The sequence below is a fragment of the Flavobacterium sp. LMO6 genome, assembly GCF_009495795.1.
GTDB lineage: Bacteria > Bacteroidota > Bacteroidia > Flavobacteriales > Flavobacteriaceae > Flavobacterium.
Genome location: NZ_WIBH01000006.1, coordinates 62,317 through 79,646, shown reverse-complemented (window position 1 = coordinate 79,646; position 17,330 = coordinate 62,317). Strand labels below are relative to the sequence as shown.

Below are 17,330 nucleotides of genomic sequence, written 5' to 3'. Positions count from 1 at the left end.
GTAAGAAATCCTTTGTAGTTTTAAAAATATTTAAACGGCTAAAAAACAAAAAACTCCCAGATAAATCTGAGAGTTTCTTTATGATTGAATTTTAAATTCTAATTAAGATAAAGCCGCTTTTACTTGATCAGCTGCTTCTTGGAATTGAACAGCAGATAAAATTGGCATTCCTGAATTATCAATTAATTCTTTAGCGATTACTGCATTAGTTCCTTGTAAACGAACAATGATTGGCACTTTAATAGCGTCGCCCATGTTTTTGTATGCATCTACAACACCTTGAGCAACACGATCACAACGAACGATTCCTCCAAAAATGTTAATTAAAATAGCTTTTACATTTGGATCTTTTAAGATAATACGGAAAGCTGTTTCAACACGTTTTGCATCAGCAGTTCCACCTACGTCTAAGAAATTAGCTGGTTCAAAACCTGCATATTTAATTAAATCCATAGTAGCCATTGCTAATCCAGCTCCGTTTACCATACAACCAACAGTTCCATCTAAATCTACGTAGTTTAATCCTACTTCTTTAGCTTCAACTTCGATTGGGTTTTCTTCTCTAACGTCTCTCATTTCAGCATACTTTTGCTGTCTGAATAAAGCGTTATCGTCGATATTAACTTTAGCGTCAACTGCTAAAATTTTATTATCAGATGTTTTTAATACTGGGTTAATTTCAAACATTGATGAATCTGAACCGATATACGCTTTATATAAAGCATCGATAAATTTCACCATTTCTTTGAAAGCCTCACCAGATAATCCTAAGTTAAATGCAATTTTTCTAGCTTGAAAAGCTTGTAATCCGTATGCAGGATCAATTTCTTCAGTAAAAATTAAATGTGGAGTATGCTCAGCAACTTCTTCAATATCCATTCCACCTTCTGTAGAATACATAATCATATTACGACCAGTAGCTCTGTTTAATAAAACAGAAACATAAAATTCAGAAGTTTCAGTTTCACCCGGATAATAAACATCTTCAGCAATTAATACTTTGTGAACTTTTTTCCCTTCAGGTGGTGTTTGTGGTGTAATTAACTGCATTCCGATGATTTGCTCAGAAATTTCAGTTACTTGATCTAAGTTTTTAGCTAACTTAACCCCTCCACCTTTACCTCTACCTCCAGCGTGAACTTGAGCTTTAACTACGTACCAACTTGTACCTGTTTCAGTAGTCAATTGTTTTGCAGCCGCTACAGCTTCAACCGGATTGTTAGCTACAATTCCACGTTGTACGCGTACTCCATAACTAGCTAGGATTTCTTTACCCTGATATTCGTGTATGTTCATAATTATTATGCGTTTATCTTATTTAAAAAAGTGCCACAAAAATAGCAAAGTAATTTTTAATGGACTAACTTTTTTTCGTTTAATTTGGGAATTTGATATACATAATCGCAATAAAAGTAAAATTTAAAAAGCGACTAAAAAGTTACAAATAAAACATTTTGTTATTTTTTGTTAATATTTGTTTTAAAAATAGTTTATAGTTAAAATCGAACTACTTTTGCACAAAATAAAAAAGAATGAAACCTGAAGTATTACAACAATTAGCAACAGAATTTAGTAGTCCATTATATGTATATGATGCAGAAAAAATTGCCTTTCAATTCCAAAGATTACAAAACGCTTTTAAGAAAGTAGAACGTTTTAAAGTTCATTATGCTGTAAAAGCGCTATCCAATATTTCGATTCTAAATTACTTAAAAAGTTTAGGTTCTGGATTAGATACGGTTTCTTTACAAGAAGTTTTGCTTGGGCTTCATGCTGGCTTTGATCCAAGAGATATTATTTACACTCCAAACGGAGTTTCTATGGAAGAAATTGAAACAGTTGCTAACTTTGGAGTTCAAATTAATATTGATAATTTATCGATATTGGAACAATTTGGAAAAAAACATCCGAATGTTCCCGTTTGTATCCGAATTAATCCACATGTAATGGCAGGTGGAAATGCCAATATTTCTGTTGGACATATTGATAGTAAATTTGGGATTTCGATTCATCAATTACCGCATATTTTAAGAATTATTGAAAACACAAAAATGCACATCAACGGAATTCATATGCATACGGGTTCTGATATTTTAGATGTGGAAGTATTTTTATATGCTGCCGAAATTTTATTTGAAACGGCTAAAAATTTCAAAGATCTTGATTTTATTGATTTTGGAAGTGGATTTAAAGTACCCTATAAAAAAGATGACATTGAAACGAATGTAGAAGAATTTGGAACCAAATTAACCAAACGATTTTTAGCGTTTGAAAAAGAATACGGTCGCCCATTAACTTTAGCTTTTGAGCCTGGAAAATTCTTAGTAAGCGAAGCGGGTTATTTCTTAGCGAAAGTAAATGTTGTAAAACAAACTACCTCAACGGTTTTTGCAGGAATTGATTCAGGATTTAATCATTTGATTCGGCCTATGTTATATGGATCGCAGCATCATATAGAAAACATTTCTAATCCAAAAGGAAAAGAACGCTATTATTCGGTAGTAGGTTATATTTGTGAAACCGATACTTTTGCAAGTAATAGAAGGATTTCAGAAATTCATGAAGGCGATATTTTATGTTTTAGAAATGCAGGCGCTTATTGCTTTTCAATGGCTTCGAATTACAACTCGCGACTAAAACCAGCCGAAGTGTTATGGAAAGACGGAAAAGGGTACTTAATTAGAGAACGCGAAACATTTGATGATATTTTGAAAAATCAGGTGATGATTGAGGTGTAACACGAATTGGTACGAATGAAAAATCACAACTAATTGTCAAGCTGATCTTGTTTCAGCTTCTAAAAGAGATTCCGAAACAAGTTCGGAATGACAAAATTGAGTTGGTGTAAAACACCGATTCCACGAATTACCACAGATTAAAATTAATAAAAATGTTAATATTAATTTGTTTAAACTTATAATGTAGATTCCGAAACGAGTTCGGAATGACAAAATTGAGTTGATGTAAAACACGAATTTCACAAATTAGCACGTATTAAAACTAATAAAAATGATAATATTAATTTGTTTAAACTTATAATGTAGATTCCGAAACGAGTTCGGAATGACAAAATTGAGTTGATGTAAAACACCGATTTCACAAATTAGCTCGGATTAAAAAAGCATCAAATTTTAGTTTGATGCTTTTTTGTTATACTGACTTTCTGTATATTTCTTTAATCTGTAAATGTATTTTTCTTCTTTTAATAAAATAGCTTTTGAATTGAGAGATTTTATCTTTTTATTTTCAAAATAAACATCTGTTTTATTAATTTTTGGATAAACAATAAAAATAGAATCATGAAATTTATGATAAACTCCATCTTTAAAACTATCCCAATCAGCTTGAACTCTTCTCAAAACTAATTTTTCAATCGAATCGGTATTTAAATCAAAATATACTCTTCTTTCTGAAAAACCAGCTTCTGGATTAAATCTAAATTTCAAATATTTAAGTTTTGAATTTATAAAAAAGTTTTCTTGCGGAACTAAGCCATCGTCTAAATATTTAAATTCTTCAGCATTTGTATTAGCAATAGTTCCCTTAGACTCTTTCTCTAAATCAGAATCTAAAATATCATTTGTAGCATTTTCACATCTGATAAATAAAAATGATAAAAATAATGAAGAAAGAAGTGTTAAATAATACTTCATAAATAAAATTATTTACTCAAAACCTCCAACAAAACCTTACCATCAGAACTATTTGGCATGGTAATTTTTAGCATTTGGGTAACTGTTGGAGCAATTTGTGTAATTTCTTTTCTATCGTGAGTTTGCCCTTTTTTAATGTTCCAACCAAAGAAAATTAGTGGAACATGTGTGTCATACGAATAAGGCGAACCATGCGTAGTGCCGGTTGATGAATATTCTACATAACCCGGTTTAAAAATTAAAACTAATTCTCCGTTTTGTATTGGGTCGTAACCTTTTGAAACAAAATTCAAATAATAATCGGTTGCGTTAGCATTGGCCACTTCTTCTTCTGTGTAAACACGTTTAATGTAATCTTGTTTTTGCAAATACTCTTTGAAACTTTGCTTCACTTCCTGTAAATTCAATCCTTTTGATTTGACTTTATTTTTATCGATAAAAACATTATAATTAGAATAATCTAATACTAAGTTTTCTCCAAAAGTAGTTTCTGAAAATTCTTTCAACTCTTTTTGAATGTTTTTATAATTGATGTTGTCTACTTTGTATTTATTATCTTTTAAATACGTTACGTTTTCCGCTCCTGCATGATCTGCTGTTAAAAAAACCAAGTAATTTCCTTTTCCAACCGTTTTATCTAAGTAAGCCAAGAAATCAGCAATCGTTTCGTCTAAACGCAAATACGTATCTTGTAATTCAATTGAACGTGGTCCTAAAACGTGCCCAATATAATCAGTAGAAGAAAAACTTATCGCTAAGAAATCGGTGATATTGTCTTTTCCTAAGTTTTCACTTTCAATTGCTTTTTTAGCAAAATCAGCCAATAAATTATTTCCAAAAGGAGTTGAACGCAACACTCCAGCATCGTTAGCATCATACATATCTTTTAAATTATATGGCATAAACGGTGCTTTTTTATATAGCTTTCCTTCGTATGGATTGTTATCGTTTAAACTTTCATTGTAGGTTTCTTTTGGTTTAAGTAATTCCCAATTCTTACTCAAATATTTTAAATAATGCTTTTCTGAATTAAACTGTGTAGCCCATTCTGGTAATTTTTCACCATAATACGTACTCGAAATAAACGCTCCGGTTTTGCTGTACCAAAAAGCACAATCGGCAAAATGTCCAGCTGGAAGAATAGCTCCCCTATCTTTAATACTCATTCCAATTACTTTCCCTTTGAAATTGGTAGCTAGCTTCAATTCATCTGTCATGGTTGAACTTTGTAAGTTTCTTGGCGACATTTTTCCTTCTTTTTCAGAATCATCACCTAAGGTTGAAACCGTTGCATCATCAGTACAATACATTTCTTTCCCAGTTGCTTTATTGAACCAATCGTTTCCTACAATTCCATGAACAGCAGGCGTAGTTCCTGTGTAAATAGAAGCATGACCCGGTGCCGTGTATGTTGGCATGTAATTGTAATGCGTGTTAAGAAACGTATAACCTTCTTTCATTAATCGTTTAAAACCGTTTTCGGAAAAATCATTTGAAAAACGGTATAAGTATTCCATTTTCATTTGGTCTACTACGATTCCTACAACTAATTTTGGTTTATCTTGAGCAAAGTTTGCTGATGCAATTAACGATACAATGATTATAAAGGCTTTTTTCATTTTTTTGTTATTTATACAAAAGTACGTTTTTGATGTAAATGGAATGTTAATAAATAAAAAAATGACTTTCTATTGCATTCAATAAAAAGTCATTTTAATTTATTTTAAAAATTATATCTTTTTTGCCGGATTATCTTCAAATACTGTCATATTGTAAGCAATAATCATGTCTTGATACGTAATGTACAATTGATTACGCCCGCCTTGTTTTTTTCTTGTGTAAATAGCTAAAGTACATTCTACTCCATTATTATCTACACAATCAAAAGTAACAACATCATCGTCTCCTTTTTTTTCTTGATTTCCATATTTCATAATAGAAAACAACTGAAGCACTTCTGAATATACCACAATTCTGTGACTTTCCATATCTAAAAGTACGGTCATCTCTGTTTTTTGCAATTTAGACCAATCGCTCCAATTTCCTTTTTTGTCTTTCTGGCTTACCATATATCCAGAAGTTTTGAAATTATATTTTTGCGCATAAGTTGTAGCCGATGCAAAAAATAAAAACAATAGTAAATATTTTAAAATCTTCATTTTAGTTCTTTAATTAAAATTCAAAGGTAGTAACCTCTTTTTTAGCAACGTTAAATTCGGTAATTATGTTATCAACAATAGTTTCAACAGGTAAAATATCATGAATTAATCCGGCAATTTGACCTATTTCTAATTCACCTTCTACTAAATCACCTTCAAACATGCCTCTTTTTGCTCTTCTTTTTCCAAGTAAATTTTCTAAATCTTCTTTAGACGGACATTTAGTATATAATTCTTGAACATCATTAAAGAATTTGTTTTTGATTAACCGAACAGGAGCTAACTCTTTCAACGTTAATTGTGTTTCACCTTCACCCGTTTCAACAATGGTTCTTTTAAATTCATCATGTGCCGAACTTTCGGTTGAAGCAGCAAAACGACTTCCCATTTGAACGCCATCGGCACCTAAAGTCATAGCGGCTAGCATTCCTCTTCCTGTAGCAATTCCTCCGGCTGCGATTAATGGAATAGAAATTTGTTCTCTTACCATAGGAATTAAAGTTAAGGTTGTTGTTTCTTCTCTTCCATTGTGTCCGCCGGCTTCAAAACCTTCAGCAACCACAGCATCAACTCCGGCTTCTTGAGCTTTTAAAGCAAATTTAGAACTACTTACCACATGAACAACAGTTATGCCATTTTCTTTTAAAAACGGTGTCCAAGTTTTAGGATTTCCTGCAGAAGTAAAAACAATTTTAACTTCTTCTTCTTTTAAAATTTGCATGATTTCCTCAATGTTTGGATATAACATTGGAACATTTACTCCGAAAGGTTTATCAGTAGCTTTTTTACATTTTTGAATGTGTTCTCTTAGCACTTCTGGATACATAGAACCAGCGCCAATTAAACCTAAACCACCAGCATTACTTACAGCACTAGCTAATTTGTATCCACTGTTCCAAATCATTCCACCTTGAATAATTGGATATTTAATATTGAAGAGTTGGGTAATTTTATTCATTATAATTTCAATAATTTTCCTTTCGTTGATTTATGAGTTGTATTTACTTGGTAAAAATACAAACCTGATGCCAAATTAGAGAGATAAACTGTTTTATTTGTTTCCGAAAGGGTAAATTCGTTTACTAGTTGCCCTAAATTATTAAATAAAATTAATTTTCCTGTTACTTCCGATTCAGGAAGAACAATTGAAAGTTCATCTTGCACAGGATTTGGATATATTAAAATGGTGTTATTTTCGAATAAACTTGTTGATAAAGCATTTGATAAAGCCAATTGAAAATCTGGAATTCCATATCCAAACTGACTAGTAGGCATTGTGTATCTATCTGCTGATTCTTTAACAAATTGAACTACTTCGGCCGCAGTTAAACTTGGTACAGCAGACCAAAAACTTGTAATCATACCTGCCATAATGGGACCTGAGAAAGAAGTTCCGTTTGCTGTAACTACAGCTCCACTTGTATTTGCTACAACAGAAGCTTGTCCTTGCGCCATAACATCTGGTTTTATGCGTCCATCAAAAGAAGGTCCAATTGAACTAAAAGTAGCATATGTCTCATCTGATTTTACTGCACCAATTGCTAAAACATGAGTAGCTTCACCCGGAACACCAACATACGGATCTGCAGTTGCTCCTGAATTTCCTGCGCTTGCAATTACTACAATACCTTTTGAAAAAGCAATATTAGCTCCTCTTGAAGCAAAAGCTTGATTTCCTGTCATTTGACTATAAGTGTGACTGTAATTAGGATTATCATAACCAAAATAACCTAGAGACGAAGTAATTACATCCACTCCTAATCTATCTGCTTCTTCAGCTGCTTCAACCCAGTAGCTTTCTTCCACAGGATTTTCGCTAGCCACATCTTCTGTTACAAATAAATAGTATTGAGCATCTGGAGCGGTTCCTATTAATTGCCCATCAACATATCCACCCATACAGGAAAGCACCATTGTTCCGTGATTATGTAATGTATATACATCTGTATTTTGACTTACATAATTATATCCGCCTAAAATTAAGTTGTTTGTAAATAGTCTTTGAAAAGGTTGAACCGAATTTACATTTATAAAACCCGAATCTAAAACGGCAATAATTTTTCCGGCACCCGTATAATTTTGTTGGTGCAACAAATGTCCGTTTAACATTTGGATTTGATTGGCCGAGCTACCGTAATTATAACTCACTTGAACATTCATTTCTTTATTCACCATAGAAATAGCTGAACTTTCAGCGTTTCGTCCTCTACTATTTAATGTCTGATTTGCAAATTCTATTGAACTTACAAATGGAAAACTTGTTAATGCTTCAATATTTGATTGACTTCCTCTAATATGCAATGCATTTAACCATTTTGATTTTGCCATAACCGTTATACCAGAAGCTGCAGTAACCTGATCTATGTATGTTTGAGCAATAGGAACATCTGAATTGTTTAATGCAATTCCTTGAGCTGTTCTTCTGTCTAATGCTCTTTGTGTGAGCATTGATAAAGGGTTAGACAAATAGGTTGCAGCATCAGGTTTATCGTTAAAATAAACCCAAGCGTCTTCTTGAGCTTGAACAATAAACGAAAAATTAAATATAATGACAACTAGTATTTTTTTTATCATAATTGAAATTTTAGGTTTTACTTTAAGGCAAATTAAACGTTACTTCAAATATAATGAAAATGCTTTAACCAATTTAAGATATTGTAGAATAAACAAATATAAAATACAACAACAATAAAACAATGCCTTCTTTAAAACTCAAGCTATTTCGTTTGGGTAAAAAAGCTAATGGAAGTAAAACAAATGCAAATCCTAACATCCAATAGACATCTTGCTCCAAAAGTCTAACATCTATTTTATCAATTGGTTTGATAAGAACGGTAATTCCTAAAACACTAAGAATATTAAAAATATTAGATCCAATAATATTTCCGATAGAAATGGCATTTTCTTTTTTAATTGAAGCTATTATTGAAGAAGCTAATTCTGGAATACTTGTTCCAACAGAAACAACAGTAATAGCAATAACTCTTTTACTAACACCTAAATTTTCTGCTAAATTAACAGCACCGTTTACTAATAATTCAGAACCTAACCATAAACCAACACCTCCAAGAAGCAGAAAGAAGAAAATCATTCCGTTAGATAGTTTTCCTGCAATTTCAACATCAGGATTGGTTTCATCTTCATGAACAACTTTATTTGAATTTTTGATTAAATAAAGCAAATAAATAATTAGAACAATGATAAATATAAAACCTTCTGTTCTACTTAAAACCCCATCAATAATCAAGAAAACAAACAATAAAACCGTAGTTATCATTGTAACAGGCCAATCGATTTTTAAAAATGAGTTTTCTAATTGTATCGCATTTATAAGTAAAACAATTCCTAATACTAATCCAATATTCGCAATATTAGACCCCACTATATTACCAAGTGCAATATCTGAATAACCAGATAATGCCGCTTTAATACTTACAATCATTTCAGGTGCCGAAGTTGCAAATGAAACTACTGTTAATCCGACAATAATTTTAGAAATTTTTAATTTTATTGAAAGACCAATTGCCGATTTTAGCAACCAATTTCCTCCTAGAACTAATAAAATTAAACCCGAAACTATATAAATAAAATTCATAAAATAAATTATTAAGCAATAACACCACTTCCTAAAACTTCATCATTATGATGCCAAGCAACAAATTGACCTTCTGTAATTGCAGATTGTGGTTTTTCAAACACAACATACATTCCGTCTTTAAATTGATGTAATGTAGCTTTTTGTAGCGGTTGTCTATAACGAATTCTTGCCATTACTTCTAATGTTTCACCCTCTTTTAAAGTTAAATCTTCTCGAATCCAATGCACTTCGTTGTTTGCAATAAACAAAGCTTTTTTAAATAATCCGGGATGATTATTGCCTTGACCGGTATAAATAATATTTTTTTCAACATCAGTCTCAATAATAAATAAAGGTTCTTTCGTTCCTCCAACATTTAAACCTTTACGTTGCCCTTTTGTGAAATAATGAGCACCTTGATGTTTTCCCATTACTTTTCCAGGAACTTTTAAATAATCGATTCGTTTGGCTTCAAAAGCAAAAACCTCTTCATTTGAATTGAAATGCGGTTTTTCTTGATTGAAAACAGTTGCATCAGCAGGAATTTCAACAATTATTCCTTCTTTAGGTTGTAATTTTTGTTGTAAAAATTCGGGCAATCTAACTTTACCTATAAAACAAAGACCTTGAGAATCTTTCTTTTCAGCAGTAATCAAATCTAACTTTGTGGCAATTTCACGAACCTCTGGCTTTGTTAATTCGCCAATAGGAAATAACGCTTTAGCAAGTTGGTCTTGAGATAACTGACAAAGAAAATACGATTGATCTTTATTATCATCTTTTCCTGCTAATAATTGAAATACTTCTTTTCCATTTTCTTCAATTGTTCCTTTGCGGCAATAATGTCCGGTAGCCACATAATCTGCACCTAAAGACATGGCAATTTTCATAAAAACATCAAATTTGATTTCTCTGTTACATAAAACATCTGGATTTGGAGTTCTTCCTTTTTCATATTCATTGAACATGTAATCCACAATTTTTTCTTTATATTGTTCAGATAAATCAACTGTTTGAAAAGGAATTCCAAGTTTTTCTGCTACTAATAAAGCATCGTTGCTATCTTCTAACCAAGGACATTCATTTGAAATGGTAACCGAATCATCGTGCCAATTTTTCATAAATAGACCGATAACTTCATATCCTTGCTCTTTTAATAAATAAGCGGCAACACTCGAATCTACTCCTCCAGAAAGCCCTACTACTACTCTTTTCATTCTATTATTCTCCTCCTTTTTCTTGTTTCATTTGTTCAAGCGTTTTAGATACTTCTTTTGTATTTCGTTGCTCGTATTTTATTAATTCCTTACTAAATTTAGACGCTTTAACCTCTTTTATTACTTTGTTCTTTTCGAAAAATTTCCATATTCCAACACGTTTTCCGTTAACATAATTTCCTTCATACATTTTATTTCCTAAACCATCAAAATAAGAAGCTAAACCATTGTATTGTCCGTTTTTGTATATGTGAGCATCTAGTAATTCTCCTTTTTCAGAATAAGTTTTTGAACTACCTTCTTTAATTCCGTTTTTATAATTGGTTTCCTCTGCTACTGTTCCATCTTTATAAAAAACTTTACGAACTCCAACTAATTTACCTTTACTATAAAACTCAACAGACATTAGTTGTTTCGATTCGAAATGAAAATATTTCCATTCGCCTTCCGGAAGTTTATTTGCTAAAGTTCCTTCACTAACTTTATTTCCTTTTTGATCATAAAAAACAGCATAACAAGAACCATCTCCTTTTGAGAAATCTCGAGTTGCAATAGTAGTTGCCGCTTTTGTATCATCAAAATATTTAAAAACACCTACTTCTTTTCCATGATTAAAACTACCTTCATATCGAATTCGATTCGATTCTTTGTGAGTTCCTCTCCACAAACCATGACGATTTCCTTTATCGTCTAATTGATTTATTTTATCTTGAGCATTTGCTATAAAAGCACTAAATATTATAACCAGAAAAATTAATTGTTTCATTTTTAAACATTGTTTAATTTATTAATTTGTAATTGCTTAATAAATATTGGAAAAATCAAATATTAGACCAAAAATTGATTAAACAAAAAATAAATGTGAGTTAAATTTACTACATAACGCTATTCAATAGTTTTTTATTTGTTTAATCTTTTTTAGCTTTGGTGAAACAAAAAAAATACCCTATGAAAAACTATGCAAAATTAATCAAATTAACATTACTAGCTGTAACTTCTACGTTAATGTTTTCATGTTCTGATGATGATTCAACTTCATCATCTATTAGTTCAATATCTGATGTAGCTTCAAAAAACTCAGATTTATCTATTCTTGTTGATGCTTTAGAGAGAACAGATTTACTTGATGTACTAGATCAAAATGGTTCTTACACTGTGTTTGCTCCAACTAATGGTGCCTTTAACACTTTTCTAGCCGACAACAATTTTAGTTCTTTAGATGCTGTTCCTGTAGATGCATTAAGAGAAGTATTGTTAAACCATGTTGTGGTGGGAGCTAATTTAGCTAGTAATTTAAGAACAGGATATGTTAAAACATTAGGAAAAGGTAGTGCTTCATCTACAAATACTTTAAGCATGTTTATCAACACTTCAGATGGCGTTACATTAAATGGCGTTTCTAGTGTTATTATTGCAAATATTGGTGCTTCAAATGGTGTAATTCATGTTGTAGATGCTGTAATTGGTTTACCTACTATTGTTACACACGCATTAGCAAATCCAAACTTTAGCACATTAGTAGGAGCTTTAACAAGCAATGGTCAACCTGACTTCGTTGGAATTTTATCAGGAACTACTAATTCTCCATTTACTGTTTTTGCACCATCTAATGATTCATTCACTGCATTTGAAAATCAAAATCCAGGTGTATTAGGAAGTTTAACAGCTGCCCAATTAACATCTGTATTAAGTTATCATGTAGTTGCTGGAGCTAATGTATTATCAAATGCAATTCCTTCAGGTCCAATTACTACATTTGAAACAGGAACGTTTACTATTACTGGAACAACTATTACTGATGAGGCAATGAGACAAACTAATATTGTAGCGGTAGATGTACAAGCGGCAAATGGCGTTATTCACGTGATTAATAATGTAATATTACCAGAGTTAAATTAATTCGTTTCTATAAATAAAATTGCTATGAACAAAAAACGCTTTCAAATTGAAAGCGTTTTTTTATGACCCTAATTCGATAGCTCTTATATTGGCTGATTGTATTCCTTCTATTACAATTTCTTGAAGTTCATTTTGATTAAATACAGACAAAGCAGCCTCTGTAGTTCCACCACGAGATGCCACACGATGAATCCATTCTTCATTAGAAAGTTTACTTCTATTTTGTAATTGAACCGAACCTGAGAATGTTTGGCTTACCAAAAACTCGGCTTCAGATGGTGAAAACCCTAATTTTATAGCCGATTCAATCATAGCTTGCATAAAATAAAACACATAAGCAGGTCCACTACCTGATACCGCTGTAGCAGCATTAAGCATTTCTTCTTTTTCTATATAGATGGATTTTCCTGTTGTATTGATTAAATTCTGAACAATGAAAAGCTCTTTTCTGTCTACTGCATTTGAAGCACAAAAAACCGTCATACCTTCTCCTATCTGCGTTGGAATATTTGGCATTGAACGTACAATTTTAGTAATACCTAATTCTATTTGCATGGCTTCAATTGAAATTCCAGCCATTACGGACAAAACAACATGTTCTGAATTTAAAAACGGTTTTATTTCTGAAGCTAATTGCTTAAAATCCTGAGGTTTTACTGCTAAAATTAAAATATCAGATTCAAATATTTTAGAATTTGGTTTTGAATAAAAATTTTCTGACTCAATTCCATATCTATTCTTCTCATCAATTTTAGATTTATTTAATACTAAAATATCGGAAGCTCCTACAAACCCAGAACTCATAAAACTATTGGCATAGGTTTGTCCCATATTACCAAATCCTATAATTGCAATTCTCATAATTAAATTAAAAAATAAACCCTGTCTATGCAGACAGGGTTTGTATAAAGATAAAAAATTATTTTTTCTTTTGTGCGGCTTTTTGAGCTTCTGCTTGCTCCATCATTTCGCGCATTTTTCTTTGGAATTTACTTTCCTTCTTCTCTTTAGTCTTATTCTCTTGAATTTGAGCGTGAATTTTATCTTCTTTCACAATGTAATTTTTAATAACTAACATAATTCCGATAGTAATTAAATTAGAAATAAAGTAATACAAACTCAATCCTGATGCATAATTGTTAAAAAAGAATAACATCATAAGCGGAGAAATATAAATCATGATTTTCATGATTTTTCCCATATCTGGCATACCTTCTTGCGGTGGTGTGCTCATCGCTTGATCTCCAGTTGTCATTTTCATGTAAAAGAAAATTGCAATAGAAGCTAAAATTGGGAATAAACTCACGTGACTTCCATAAAATGGAATATGGAAAGGCAATTGATAAATGCTATCGTAAGACGATAAGTCATCTGCCCATAGGAATGATTTTTGTCTTAAATCGAACATCGATGGAAAGAACTGAAACAACGCATAGAAAATTGGCATTTGCATCACCGCTGGTAAACATCCTGCCATAGGATTTACACCGGCTTTAGAATACAATTTCATTGTTTCTTGTTGTTTCTTCATTGGATTGTCTTTGAATTTTTCATTCAATTCAGCAATTTCAGGACGTAAAACCTTCATTTTTGCTTGCGACAAGTATGATTTGTATGTAACTGGTGACATTACAATACGAACTAAAATCGTAAATAAAACAATTGCAATTCCGAAACCAATTCCTAAACCAGAAATAAATCCGAAAACTGGGATAAAAATATAACGGTTAATCCATCCGAAAATTCCCCAACCTAATGGCATAATTTCGTCAAGATTACGTTCATAACCATTCAAAATTTCATATTTAGCCGGACCATAATACCAATTCATATTATAGTTTAAAGCGCCATTTTTAAATTCTAAAGGAACTTGTGCTGTGAAATTCTTTGTAAAAACAGTATCAACTTCTTCATTATCAACTAAATTATCTGATTTGAATTTAGCTGTTTTAAACTTCGTATCTGTTAATAAAATAGAAGTAAATAAATGTTGTTTAAATGCAATATATGAAACGTCTTTTGCTTCATCTTCAGAATCTTTTGCAGCATTTAAATAATCATCTTTTCCGTCTTCATATTCAAAAACCAACTCCGTGTAACGATTTTCATACGTAACACTTTTCTCGTTTCTATATGTTTTTAATTGCCATTCTAAATCTAATGGTTTAGAAGTATTTACTACTTTTTCTAATCCTTGAGAACGGATAGCAAAATCTAACATATACTCGTTAGGTTTTAGTACATAACGGTATTCTAAAAACTGATCTGGACCTGCTTTTAATTGTAAAGTTAAGACTTGATTTTTACCTTCAGTTGTTACCTTAGGTTCAAAATACATATCTTTTGTATGTAATGCTCTATTGTCTGAAGTATTTAAAGTAATATCTAAAGAAGCATTATTGTCTTTGATAATTTTTACCGCTTTATTTGAATTTTTCTCAAATTGATCAAATCCTAAAACCGTTGCCTCTACTATATATCCACCTTTATTAGAAATTTTAAGCGATAAAACTTCATTTTTTATTTCCGTAACAGCATCTGTTGCTGATGGAAGCGTTGCAGAATATCCAAATGAACCTAATTGAGCTTGTGCGGCAGCATTTTTTGTAGAATCTGCTACGGGTGCTGCTTCAATTGTAGAAGTAATTGTTTTAACTTCTTTTGCTTGCTTTTCAACTTGTTCCTTTTTTTCTTTTTCTTTTATTTCTTCTGGTGTTGGTGCATTTGACCAAAGCATCCAAATTAAAATTCCAGAAATCAATACAAATCCGATAATCGAATTAAGGTCTAATTTTTTTTCTTCCATCTAATAATAGTGTTCAGTGTTCAGTCCCTAAATTATGGGATTAGTGAACGATTTATTTATTTTTATGTTGCACAGCTGCAGCTACAAAATTCACAAAAAGTGGATGAGGATTAGCAACTGTACTTTTATATTCAGGATGGTATTGAACGCCGATAAAGAAAGGATGAGTTGGAATTTCAACAATTTCTACCAACTTTGTATCTGGATTTACTCCAGAAGCTACTAATCCTGCTTTTTCTAATTCATTTAAATACGATCCATTAAACTCGTAACGGTGACGGTGGCGTTCCATAATTTCTGTTTTACCATAAATTTTATGTGCCAACGTATTTTCTTTAATACTACATTTCCATGCACCTAAACGCATAGTTCCTCCTTTATTTTCAATATTTTTTTGCTCTTCCATTAAATTAATAACCGGATGAGCAGTACTTTCATTCATTTCGGTTGAATTAGCATCTGCATAACCTAAAACGTTACGCGAATATTCAATTACCGCCATTTGCATTCCCAAACAAATTCCAAAGAAAGGAATATTATTCTCTCTTGCATAACGAACCGTGTCTATTTTACCTTCAATACCACGACCGCCAAAACCTGGTGCAACAAGTATACCATCTAAATCTTTTAACTGACTTTCTGCCGATTTGGCATCTAAGAACTCAGAATGAATAGAAATGACATTTACTTTTGTCTCATTTGCTGCTCCTGCATGAATAAATGCTTCTAAAATTGATTTATAAGAATCTTGTAATTCTACATATTTACCTACCAAACCAATATTAACTTCATGCTTTGGATTTTTTAAACTATATAAAAACTCGTTCCAGTTGTTTAAATCTGGTGTGTTTTTTTCTGGTAAATCTAATTTTTTCAAAGCTACTCTATCTAATCCTTCTTCCAACATTAAATTTGGAACTTCATAAATAGTTGAAGCATCAATAGATTGAATTACTGCTTCTTTCTTAACATTACAAAATAACGCTAATTTCTGACGTAAATCTTGCGAAATTTCATGTTCAGTTCTACAAACTAAAATATCAGCTTTGATTCCGCTTTCCATTAAAGTTTTAACCGAATGTTGTGTTGGTTTCGTTTTTAATTCTCCGGCAGCAGCCAAATAAGGCACCAACGTTAAATGAATTACGATTCCGTTATTTTCACCTAATTCCCAAATCAATTGACGTACCGATTCTATGTAAGGTAAAGATTCAATATCTCCAACAGTTCCACCAATCTCAGTAATTACAATGTCAAAATCACCCGATTTACCAAGCAACTGCATGCGTTCCTTAATTTCGTTTGTAATATGAGGCACAACTTGTACCGTTTTTCCTAAAAACTCTCCTCTACGTTCTTTTTCAATAACAGAAAGATAAACTCTACCTGTAGTTACATTATTCGCTTGAGAAGTTGGAACATTTAAAAAACGCTCATAGTGACCTAAATCTAAATCTGTTTCTGCTCCATCATCTGTAACATAACATTCTCCGTGTTCGTAAGGATTTAATGTTCCTGGATCCACGTTAATGTATGGATCAAACTTTTGAATGGTAGTTCGGTATCCTCTGGCTTGCAATAATTTGGCTAACGAAGCAGCGATGATTCCTTTCCCTAAAGAAGAAGTCACACCTCCGGTAACAAAAATATACTTAGTTTGGTTCATTATGTTGTTGTTTGTGTTGTTGTATTGTAGTTTCCTTCGACAAGCTCAGGATGACCGTTGTAAATAATTAATAAAATCGTGCAAAGATAACACTAATTAGTCAATGTGCCAATTAGTCGATGTATCAATTTTGTAATTAAATTGTAAACAATATTCTATCTAACAATGAAAAGACAAAATATTTCGTGAAACAAAATTTTAGAGCCACGGATTACACAGATTAACACGGATTAATAATTTTAAACTGTATAAATATTTTATTTTTTTGAGAAGTTTCTTGTGTTATAAACAAAATTTTACAGACAAGTATTACACAGATTAACAAAAGGTAATCCGTGAAAATCCATTAATCT

Annotated in this window: 14 protein-coding genes; 2 read left to right on the top strand and 12 right to left on the bottom strand. The window is 31.6% G+C overall.

The annotated features are described in order from the left end of the window. Window positions 1-102: 102 nt before the first annotated feature. Window positions 103-1,296 (bottom strand): ADP-forming succinate--CoA ligase subunit beta, encoded by a 1,194-nt coding sequence (gene sucC, locus GFJ99_RS07790; protein WP_153208252.1) that lies wholly within the window; start codon window positions 1,294-1,296, stop codon window positions 103-105. 236 nt (window positions 1,297-1,532) lie between these two features. Here sucC and lysA point away from each other — a divergent pair, with 236 nt between their 5' ends. Beyond that, the gene (lysA, locus tag GFJ99_RS07785) at window positions 1,533-2,738 is read left to right on the top strand and encodes a diaminopimelate decarboxylase (RefSeq protein WP_153208251.1); all 1,206 of its coding nucleotides are present in this window, start codon (window positions 1,533-1,535) and stop codon (window positions 2,736-2,738) included. 393 nt (window positions 2,739-3,131) lie between these two features. Here the strand turns inward: lysA and GFJ99_RS07780 are convergent, their stop codons facing one another. The 8 genes from GFJ99_RS07780 to GFJ99_RS07745 all read right to left on the bottom strand — a co-directional run bounded on the left by GFJ99_RS07780 (window position 3,132) and on the right by GFJ99_RS07745 (window position 11,372). Beyond that, window positions 3,132-3,653, bottom strand: coding sequence for a hypothetical protein (locus GFJ99_RS07780; protein ID WP_153208250.1), 522 nt, complete (start codon window positions 3,651-3,653; stop codon window positions 3,132-3,134). Window positions 3,654-3,661: 8 nt separating this feature from the next. Further along, window positions 3,662-5,272 (bottom strand): alkaline phosphatase PafA, encoded by a 1,611-nt coding sequence (gene pafA / locus GFJ99_RS07775; protein ID WP_153208249.1) that lies wholly within the window; start codon window positions 5,270-5,272, stop codon window positions 3,662-3,664. A 111-nt stretch (window positions 5,273-5,383) separates the two neighbouring features. Next, complete coding sequence (locus GFJ99_RS07770; protein WP_153208248.1) at window positions 5,384-5,812, bottom strand: hypothetical protein; 429 nt, start codon at window positions 5,810-5,812, stop codon at window positions 5,384-5,386. Between the two features lie 13 nt (window positions 5,813-5,825). Beyond that, on the bottom strand, window positions 5,826-6,770 hold the full coding sequence (locus GFJ99_RS07765; RefSeq protein ID WP_153208247.1) for a nitronate monooxygenase family protein: 945 nt from the start codon (window positions 6,768-6,770) through the stop codon (window positions 5,826-5,828). Next, entirely contained in the window at window positions 6,770-8,386 is a 1,617-nt protein-coding gene (locus tag GFJ99_RS07760) for a S8 family serine peptidase (protein WP_153208246.1), read from the bottom strand. Before GFJ99_RS07760 ends, GFJ99_RS07765 begins: the two co-directional genes overlap by 1 nt. 73 nt (window positions 8,387-8,459) lie before the next feature. Further along, window positions 8,460-9,407 carry a calcium/sodium antiporter gene (locus GFJ99_RS07755; RefSeq protein WP_153208245.1) on the bottom strand — a complete coding sequence of 316 codons (948 nt, stop codon included), beginning with the start codon at window positions 9,405-9,407 and terminating at the stop codon, window positions 8,460-8,462. Between the two features lie 11 nt (window positions 9,408-9,418). After that, window positions 9,419-10,606 carry a tRNA 2-thiouridine(34) synthase MnmA gene (gene mnmA, locus GFJ99_RS07750; RefSeq protein ID WP_153208244.1) on the bottom strand — a complete coding sequence of 396 codons (1,188 nt, stop codon included), beginning with the start codon at window positions 10,604-10,606 and terminating at the stop codon, window positions 9,419-9,421. A 4-nt stretch (window positions 10,607-10,610) separates the two neighbouring features. Next, window positions 10,611-11,372 carry a toxin-antitoxin system YwqK family antitoxin gene (locus tag GFJ99_RS07745; protein WP_153208243.1) on the bottom strand — a complete coding sequence of 254 codons (762 nt, stop codon included), beginning with the start codon at window positions 11,370-11,372 and terminating at the stop codon, window positions 10,611-10,613. 182 nt (window positions 11,373-11,554) lie between these two features. Between GFJ99_RS07745 and GFJ99_RS07740 the strand changes: the two genes are divergently transcribed. Beyond that, window positions 11,555-12,505 carry a fasciclin domain-containing protein gene (locus GFJ99_RS07740; protein ID WP_008253693.1) on the top strand — a complete coding sequence of 317 codons (951 nt, stop codon included), beginning with the start codon at window positions 11,555-11,557 and terminating at the stop codon, window positions 12,503-12,505. A 60-nt stretch (window positions 12,506-12,565) separates the two neighbouring features. On the opposite strand, the gene proC is transcribed toward GFJ99_RS07740, so the two are convergent. The 3 genes from proC to GFJ99_RS07725 are packed head-to-tail and all read right to left on the bottom strand — an operon-like array spanning window position 12,566 to window position 16,977. Beyond that, window positions 12,566-13,366 (bottom strand): pyrroline-5-carboxylate reductase, encoded by an 801-nt coding sequence (gene proC / locus GFJ99_RS07735; RefSeq protein ID WP_153208242.1) that lies wholly within the window; start codon window positions 13,364-13,366, stop codon window positions 12,566-12,568. A gap of 58 nt (window positions 13,367-13,424) precedes the next feature. Continuing rightward, entirely contained in the window at window positions 13,425-15,311 is a 1,887-nt protein-coding gene (yidC, locus tag GFJ99_RS07730) for a membrane protein insertase YidC (protein ID WP_153208241.1), read from the bottom strand. A 52-nt stretch (window positions 15,312-15,363) separates the two neighbouring features. After that, a complete protein-coding gene (locus tag GFJ99_RS07725) occupies window positions 15,364-16,977 on the bottom strand; it encodes a CTP synthase (RefSeq protein ID WP_008253701.1) in 1,614 nt (537 codons plus the stop codon). Between the last annotated feature and the right edge of the window lie 353 nt (window positions 16,978-17,330).